Genomic DNA, 7715 nt, shown 5'->3' with positions numbered 1-7715 from the left:
TAGGGGGCCCTTCCTTTCACCGGGTCCAGGTAAAGGCGTAGGCGGGGTCTTCGCAGTCGAGGGCGGCGTCGCAGAGGTCGAGTGGGCGGAACGTGTCGACCATGACCGCCAGTTCGTCGAAGAAGTCCACCCCGATGGAGCGCTCCGCCGCGCCGGGCTGCGGGCCGTGCGTGAAGCCGGACGGGTGTAGCGAGATGGAGCCCTGCTCGATGCCGGAACCGCGGCGGGCTTCGTAGTTGCCGCCGGTGTAGAAGAGCATCTCGTCGGAGTCGACGTTGTGGTGGTGGTACGGGACCGGGATGGCGTCCGGGTGGTAGTCGACCTTGCGGGGGACGAACGAGCAGATCACGAAGTTCGGGCCTTGGAAGGTCTGGTGCACCGGCGGGGGCTGGTGGATCCGGCCGGTGATCGGCTCGAAGTCGTGGATGGAGAACGCCCACGGGTAGAGGTGACCGTCCCAGCCGACCACGTCGAACGGATGGTGGGCGAAAGTGTGTCGCGTCCAGACTGTGCCGTCGCCACCGGGGCGGGCGGCCCGCGAGCGGTGGCGGACCAGCACCTCGACGTCGGTTCCGTCGACCAGCAGTGGGGTGTCCGGTCCTCGGACGTCGCGCTCGCAGTAGGGAGAGTGTTCCAGGAACTGGCCGCGTACCGACAGGTAGCGCTTGGGTGGACCGATGTGGCCGGACGCCTCGATGGCGAGCAGCCGGGTCGGCGCATCGCCGGTGGGCACCAGCCGGTGCACCGTTGAGGTGGGGATGATCACGTAGTCGCCCGCCACCGCGTCCAGCACGCCGAAGGTCGACTCGACCCGCAGCGCGCCGGCCTCGACGTAGAGACACTGGTCGCCGGTGGCGTCGCGGAACAGTGGGGAGGGCCGGTCGGCCAGCACGTACGCGATCCGTACGTCGTCGTTGGCGAGCAGGTACCGCCGGCCGAGGACCGGGTCGGCGCCGGTGGCATCGAGCTTGTGGGTACGCAGGTGCCGGGGCTTGAGCGGCAGGTTGGGCACCCGGGTCACGGCGGGTGGGGTGAACTCCTCGGCGGCGACGATCGCCGTGGGGGCGTACCGGTGGTACAGCAGTGAGGAATCGGACGAGAAGCCTTCCTGGCCCATCAGTTCCTCGGTGTAGAGGCTGCCGTCGGGCTGCCGGAACTGGGTGTGGCGCTTGCGTGGCACCTCGCCGACCCTGCGGTAGTACGGCATGTCGCCCTCCGTCACCAGCCTGCCAACCGTCCGATTATCGGACGCTATTGTCCGCTTGTCACAGCGTCCCGTACATTCTTGTGTCGTGTCAACGCAGCTGCCCGCACTCGTCGCCGGTCTGGTCGACGATGCCGCCGTCTTCCCACCGGGCAGAGCGTCGTTGCCCGACGCGGTGAGCGCCCACCGGCGACACCGGGCCGCCTGGTACGCCGACCTCGTCGGTCCGCTGCTGTTGCCCGCCTCCGCGGTCACCGCCGGCGAGCTGGACGGCCTGATCGACCCCGCCGAGGGCTTCGTCGTCGGGCTGATCGGCGACACCGGTCTCGACCGGCTTCCCTTCGCGCTGTCGTTACTTCCCCCGCTCGGGGTGACCGTTCGACAGGTCGAGGCGCCGGTCGCCAAGCGGGGCGAGGACCCGCAGCCGGGCGTGGCCGAGCTGGTGAAGCTCGCCGAGCGGCTGGACAGCGGTTCGGTCTACGCGGAGATCCCGCTGACCTTCGGGCTGATGGGTGCGCTGGACGCCGTCGCCGAGGCGCGGGCCGGCGGACTGCCGGTCGCCGCGAAGTTCCGCACCGGCGGCTTGGCCGCCGAGCTGTTCCCGACGCCGGCGGAGCTGGCCGCGGTGATCAGGGCCTGCCGGGATCGGGAGGTGCCGTTCAAGTTGACCGCCGGGCTGCACCACGCGGTGCGGCACGTCGACTCGGAAACCGGCTTCACCCACCATGGCTTCGTCAACGTGCTCGCCGCGACGCTGGCCGCCACCGAGGGGGCCGGGGTGGACACCATCGCCGAACTGCTCACCGTGCGCGACGAACGACCGTTGGCGCGGTGGACCGACAGCCGCCGCGACGCGGCGCGCCCGCTGTGGGCGGGCTTCGGCTCGTGCAGCATTGTGGAACCGTTGACCGACCTCATCCGGCTGGGCCTGATGAACGGAGACGACGACCTGGTGAACGGGGGCGACAGAGCATGACCTGGGTGACGGGTGTGGAGGATTCGGGTTTCGGGGTGCAGCACCTGCCGTACGGGGTGTTCCGGGTCGGCGGCGGCGAGCCGCGCATCGGCGTACGCATCGGGAATCTCGTTCTTGACCTGGCCGGCGCGGAGGCCGCGGACCTGGTGCTGGCCGGCGGGGCGCTGTGCCAGCCGACGCTCAACGCGTTCCTGGCGCTGGGCCGGCCGCAGTGGACGGCGGTGCGGCAGCGGATCATCCAGCTGCTCACCGATCTGGCCCACCGGGCGGCGGTGGAGCCGCTGCTGGTGCCGCTCGACGAGGTGCGGATGGAGTTGCCCTTCGAGGTCGCCGACTACGTCGACTTCTACTCCTCGGAACAGCACGCCACCAACGTCGGTGAGATCTTCCGCCCCGGCCAGCCGTCGTTGCCGCCCAACTGGAAGCACCTGCCGATCGGCTACCACGGCCGGGCCGGCACCGTGGTGGTCTCCGGCACCCCGGTGATACGCCCGAAGGGGCAACGACCCACCCGTGACGGGCCCGTCTTCGGCCCGTCGGCGCGGCTCGACGTCGAGGCCGAGGTCGGCTTCTTGGTCGGTGTGCCCAGCCCGCTCGGCCGTCGGGTCGCCGCCGCAGACTTCGCCGACCACGTCTTCGGTGTGGTGCTGCTCAACGACTGGTCGGCCCGGGACATCCAGGCATGGGAGTACCAACCCCTTGGGCCCTTCCTGGGCAAGTCGTTCGCCACCTCGGTGGCCGCCTGGGTGACCCCGCTGGACGCACTACGGCACGCCTTCGTGCCCGCGCCCGAGCAGGACCCGCCGGTGGCCGACTACCTGCGCGACGAGCCCCACCTCGGGCTGGACCTGCGGCTCACGGTGTACTGGAACGGCGAGCCGGTCAGCGAGCCTCCGTTCGCCGGGATGTACTGGACGCCGGCCCAGCAACTGGCCCACCTGACCGTCAACGGTGCCTCGCTGCGCACCGGTGACCTGTACGCCTCCGGCACGGTCTCCGGCCCCCGGCGCGACCAGGTTGGCTCGTTCCTGGAACTCACCTGGGGCGGCGCCGAGCCGGTCACCGTGGCCGGGGCGGAACGCACCTTCCTCGCCGACGGTGACACGGTGACCATCAGCGCCACCGCGCCGGGCCCGGACGGCAGTGTCATCGCGTTGGGTGCGGTGACGGGGACGGTGCTGCCCGCCCGCTGACCCCTTCCCGACAGGTGGCCGCTGTCGCACGGACTGTGCGATAGCAACCCGTCACTGTCTTCGTTGATCGCCTCGGAATTCCGTCGCCACGCCGTGCCGGGCCGACCGGCGCCCCCCGTTCCGGTCGGCCCGGCCCCGGTCGGCGACACGTCGAGAGCCGAGGGAGATGACGACGATGCACGATTTGGCGGGCGCGGTCTGGCGTACCAGCAGCCGCTCCAACGACCAGGGTCTCTGCGTGGAAGTGGCCGACAACCTGGCCCGAGCCCACGGTGTGGTGGGCATTCGCGACTCCAAGGACCAGACCGGGCCGGTGCTGAGGGTCAGCCCGCCTGGCTGGAGTGCGTTCGTGGACGCGATCCGGACAGGGACCTTCACCCGCTGACGTCCCAGGGGTCCCCGGTGGTGGAATCTCCGCCCCGGGGGCCCGAAACTGTGTTCACCGGGCGTACCGTCGACGCTACGGGAGGTGGCATGTCGACGGTTGCTGTCAACAAACTGGTCGCGATGCCGGCGGGCGACCTGTGGCGCCTGCTCACCGACCTGTCTCGGCGGTTTCCGGTCGATGCTCCGGTCGAGGTGCTGACCCCGGGCCGGTTCGGGCCGGGCACCGCGTGGCGCGAGACGCGCCGCCGGCCGGACGGCAGCGAGTTGGCCGAGGAGTTCGTCGTGCTGGCGGCCGAGCCGCCCCGACGGCTGGTGCTCGGCTCGCCCGGCGACGGCGTCGACTACCGGATCACCTGGTCGCTGCGCGACGTATGCCGTCGCGGCCGCCGGTGCGCGGCGGTCACCGTGACGGTGCAGGCCCGGCCCGCCGCACCGGCTGGCCGGGCGGTCGCGTTGCTGCTCGGCGGCTTGGCCGCGCGGACGACAGAGAAGGTGCTGCGGCAGGACATCGCAGACCTGGCCGCCGCAGCCGATCGTCACCGGGCCGCCTGAGCGGCGCGCCGCGACGGAACACCCCGCCCTCGGGCCTCGCCCCGGGGCAGGCGCCGACCGCTGGGTAGGGTGCCGGGCGGGGAGGTGCGGCATGGGGTTGCCGACGGGCCGGCGGATCGTGGCGACGGTGGCGGCACTTGTCGTCGCGGCGGCGACCGGGATCATCGCGTACCGCGTGCTGGCCCCGGCCGAGGTGGTCACCACCGCCCGAGCCGACTACCCGGCGCTGCGCACGCCGGAACCCGGGGTGGTGGGCCGGCTGCCGGTCGCACCGCTGATCGTGGACGGCCGGCTGCGGGTGTACGCCGCACCGCGCCAGGTCTACGCCGACCAGCCGGTCGACGGGCGGCAGCGGCGCACGCCGTACTGGTCGTACCGACGATGGCCGGCGACGCTGGACGCGGTGGTGGCAAGCGGGACGACCGTGGTGAGCCGATGGTCCGACGGGGAGCTGGTGGCGCTCGATGCCCGTACCGGACAGGTCGTTTGGCGGACGGACGGGCCGGAGCCCGACCGGGAGCGGGCGGCGCGGCGCACCGGCGTGGCCACCGTCTGGCAGCCGCGCGGTCTCTCGGTCACCCGCACCGGCGATGGCCGCGACGTGGTGGTGAGTTCCGGCGCGGGGCAGGTCCGGGCGGTCGGCCTCCCCGACGGTGGCCAGCTGTGGCGGGTCGACGTGGATGCCGGCTGCCGGGAACCACTGGGCGCTGACACGAGCGGCAAACTGCTCACCGTGGACGGCTGCGCCGGATCGCCGGCGGTCGAGTTCCGTGACGTGGCGACCGGGGCGGTCAGCACCCGATGGCAACCGCCCGACAGCGGTGACGACCTGACCGCGACGCTGTTCGGTTGCGCGCCGGAGGGCGCCGGCTGCGCCGCGCTGCGGACCGCCGGATCGGGGGACGTACCGGCACGGGGTTGGCTGCTCGACACCGGCGAACCGGTCGCGGCGTCGGCCCTGGACGCCGTCGGTGCCGAACTGATCGGCCGGACGGCCGTGGCCATGGCGGACGGGACGCTGGTCGGACGCTCGGTCCGCGACGGCGCCGAACGATGGCGGGTCGCCGTGGGGCCGGGCCGGGTGATCGCCGTCCAACCCGGGCGGGTGCATGTGCTGACCGAGGAGAACGAGTTGGTCACGGTGGATCCGACGACCGGCGCCCAGCTGTCCCGGTTCGTGCTCGACATCGGCAGCGACGGCACGGGCTGGGCACCGGGCCCGGTGTACGCGGCCGACGGCTACGTGGTGGTGGAGCGGCTGCGCCGCCCGGTCGACCCCGAGGGGGACGACCAGCGCTACTACTTCACGGCCGAGCCGTTGATCATCGCTGCGGCGTGACCGGCGTGACCGGCGTGACCGGCGTGACCGGCGTGACCGGCGTGACCGGCCGCCGGAGTGGGCGGCCCCGTCAAGCTGGTCAGGTCAGGGCCGCCTCGGCTGCCGCGAGGAAGGCGTCGTTCTCGGCCGGGGTGCCGATGGTGACCCGGACCCCGTCGCCGGCGAACGGCCGGACGATCACCCCACGCGACTCGCACACCTTGCCGAACTCCACGGCCCGGTCACCGAGCGGCAGCCAGACGAAGTTGGCCTGGCTGTCCGGCACGTCCGGGACGAGCTTGCGCAGTGCCTCGGTGACCCGCTCCCGCTCGGCCACCACCAGCGCGCAGCGCCGGCGCACCTCGTCCGCCTGAGTCAGCGCGGCCAGCGCCCCGGCCTGCGCGGCCAGGCTGGTGGAGAAGGGGGTGACGACCTTGCGTACCGCCGCAGCCACCTCCGGCTGGGCGACCAGGAAGCCGATCCGCAGGCCGGCCAGGCCCCACGCCTTGGACAGGGTACGCAGCACAACCACGTTGGGCCGGTCACCGTAGCCGAGCCCGTCCGGTACCTCGGGGTCGGTGACGAACTCCCGGTACGCCTCGTCGATCACCACGAGCACGTCGTCCGGCACGGCGTCGAGGAAGCGGTCCAACTCGGGCCGGCGGACCGCGGTGCCGGTCGGGTTGTTGGGGTTGCAGACCAGGATCATCCGGGTCTGGTCGGTCACCGCCGCCGCCATCGCCGCCAGGTCGTGCCCGTGCCCGGCGTCGTTGGGCACCCGTACGTTGCTCGCGCCGCTGGTCGCCGCGATGATCGGGTACGCCTCGAACGAGCGCCATGAGTAGACCAGTTCGTCGCCGGGCAGGCAGGTCGCCCGCACCAGGTGCTCGGCCAGCGCCACCGAGCCGCAACCGGTGGCGATCCGGTCGGGGTCCACCCCGTACATCTCGGCGAGCGCCTGGCGGAGCGCCACCACGCCCATGTCCGGGTAGCGGTGTACCCCGGTCACGGCCTCGGCGACCGCCTCCACCACGCCGGGTAGCGGGCCGTACGGTACCTCGTTGCTGGCCAGCTTGATCGCCTCGGGCAGGCCCAGTTCACGGGCCAGGTCGACCGGGCTGCGGCCGGGCACGTAGTTGGGCAGCGCGTCCAGGTCGCTGCGGGTCAGCCGCGGTGTGGACCGCTGGCGTCCGGTGTCGGTCATGGGGTGTCTCCCGGGGGATTGGCGCGGTCGGTGGGAACGCGAGGAACTTTCACCACCACGGTCTGGGCGCGCTTGTCGTGCAGCGCCTGCCGCAGTGGGTGGTCGAAGAGCGGGGAAAGCGCGTCGATCAACTGAAGCAGCAGGCCGAGGCCGCAGCAGTACCAGAGCAGGGTGGGCAGGCCGAGAGTGTTCCATCGGCGCAGTGCCCGGCCGAAACCGAGCGGCGCGTCCGCCTCGACGGGCAACACCTTGATGCCCACCACCCGCTTGCCGAAGGTCTGTCCGTTGGCCGCCATCGCCGGCACCTCGTACGCCAACCAGAGCGAGGTGGCGATCAGCAGCATCACCACGACCAGCGAACCGGCCTGCTCGCCCGCGGCGGGAAGCGGCTCGGTCGTCCGGTCCTGGGCCTGCACCCGCCGCCAGAACTCGTCCACGGCGGGGGAGAGCTCTCCCAGGTAGCGCCAGAAGAACCAGCCGTTGACCAGCGCGTTGAGTGCGAAGACGATGGCGAAGTCGATCAGTCGGGCGGCCAGCCGGGCCCCGAACGAGGCCAGCGGCAGCCCGTGCGGCCGGGGCTCCGGCGGTCGACCGGGCCAGGTCGGGTAGGCCCAGCCGGGGGGCGGCCCGTAGCCGGGGCCGGCGGCCTGGCCCTGCTGCCAGTCGGCGATCGGGGGAAGCCCCGGGGGTGGTCCGGAAACCGGTGCCGCTGAGGTGGGCGTGGTGGCAGGCGTCACCGGCTCGGGTTCGGGCGGGGGTGGGCCCTCGGGTGGGGTGGCGTCGACCGGGATGGGCGCGCCGATCCAGCCCTCGCCGTCCCAGTACCTCCGAGTCTGCGGGTCGGCGGGGTCGACGTACCAGCCGGGTGCGACACTCACGTC

General features: G+C 72.5%; 8 protein-coding genes. 5 read left to right on the top strand and 3 right to left on the bottom strand.

Annotated elements, in window-relative coordinates:
- Positions 1-16: 16 nt before the first annotated feature.
- A complete protein-coding gene (locus tag Vqi01_RS16650; protein WP_204035718.1) occupies positions 17-1207 on the bottom strand; it encodes a homogentisate 1,2-dioxygenase in 1191 nt (396 codons plus the stop codon).
- A gap of 85 nt (positions 1208-1292) precedes the next feature.
- Here Vqi01_RS16650 and Vqi01_RS16645 point away from each other — a divergent pair, with 85 nt between their 5' ends.
- The 5 genes from Vqi01_RS16645 to Vqi01_RS16625 all read left to right on the top strand — a co-directional run bounded on the left by Vqi01_RS16645 (position 1293) and on the right by Vqi01_RS16625 (position 5651).
- Entirely contained in the window at positions 1293-2180 is an 888-nt protein-coding gene (locus tag Vqi01_RS16645) for a hypothetical protein (protein ID WP_204035707.1), read from the top strand.
- The gene (gene fahA / locus Vqi01_RS16640) at positions 2177-3373 is read left to right on the top strand and encodes a fumarylacetoacetase (RefSeq protein ID WP_204035706.1); all 1197 of its coding nucleotides are present in this window, start codon (positions 2177-2179) and stop codon (positions 3371-3373) included. The genes Vqi01_RS16645 and fahA overlap by 4 nt, the downstream gene beginning before the upstream one ends.
- A gap of 175 nt (positions 3374-3548) precedes the next feature.
- Positions 3549-3758: a DUF397 domain-containing protein gene (locus Vqi01_RS16635; protein ID WP_204035717.1), complete on the top strand. Its 210-nt coding sequence runs from the start codon at positions 3549-3551 to the stop codon at positions 3756-3758.
- 89 nt (positions 3759-3847) lie between these two features.
- On the top strand, positions 3848-4312 hold the full coding sequence (locus Vqi01_RS16630) for an SRPBCC family protein (RefSeq protein WP_204035705.1): 465 nt from the start codon (positions 3848-3850) through the stop codon (positions 4310-4312).
- A 91-nt stretch (positions 4313-4403) separates the two neighbouring features.
- Positions 4404-5651, top strand: a complete 1248-nt coding sequence (locus Vqi01_RS16625) for an outer membrane protein assembly factor BamB family protein (protein ID WP_204035704.1) — start codon at positions 4404-4406, stop codon at positions 5649-5651.
- A 79-nt stretch (positions 5652-5730) separates the two neighbouring features.
- Here Vqi01_RS16625 and hisC read toward each other — a convergent pair whose 3' ends face one another.
- Positions 5731-6834, bottom strand: coding sequence for a histidinol-phosphate transaminase (gene hisC, locus Vqi01_RS16620; RefSeq protein ID WP_204035703.1), 1104 nt, complete (start codon positions 6832-6834; stop codon positions 5731-5733).
- A complete protein-coding gene (locus tag Vqi01_RS16615; RefSeq protein ID WP_204035702.1) occupies positions 6831-7712 on the bottom strand; it encodes an RDD family protein in 882 nt (293 codons plus the stop codon). Before Vqi01_RS16615 ends, hisC begins: the two co-directional genes overlap by 4 nt.
- Positions 7713-7715 lie beyond the last annotated feature (3 nt).

This window comes from Micromonospora qiuiae, assembly GCF_016863555.1.
In the GTDB taxonomy this organism is placed as follows: domain Bacteria; phylum Actinomycetota; class Actinomycetes; order Mycobacteriales; family Micromonosporaceae; genus Micromonospora; species Micromonospora qiuiae.
The sequence above is the reverse complement of the archived record's forward strand: the minus strand, read 5'-3'. Positions and strand labels throughout refer to the sequence as shown.

Bases quoted from the DNA above. Each gene is read 5' to 3' on its own strand.
- Vqi01_RS16625 (WP_204035704.1), top strand. From the start codon at position 4,404: ATGGGGTTGCCGACGGGCCGGCGGATCGTGGCGACGGTGGCGGCACTT.
- Vqi01_RS16650 (WP_204035718.1), bottom strand. From the start codon at position 1,207: ATGCCGTACTACCGCAGGGTCGGCGAGGTGCCACGCAAGCGCCACACC.
- hisC (WP_204035703.1), bottom strand. From the start codon at position 6,834: ATGACCGACACCGGACGCCAGCGGTCCACACCGCGGCTGACCCGCAGC.
- Vqi01_RS16630 (WP_204035705.1), top strand. From the start codon at position 3,848: ATGTCGACGGTTGCTGTCAACAAACTGGTCGCGATGCCGGCGGGCGAC.
- Vqi01_RS16635 (WP_204035717.1), top strand. From the start codon at position 3,549: ATGCACGATTTGGCGGGCGCGGTCTGGCGTACCAGCAGCCGCTCCAAC.
- fahA (WP_204035706.1), top strand. From the start codon at position 2,177: ATGACCTGGGTGACGGGTGTGGAGGATTCGGGTTTCGGGGTGCAGCAC.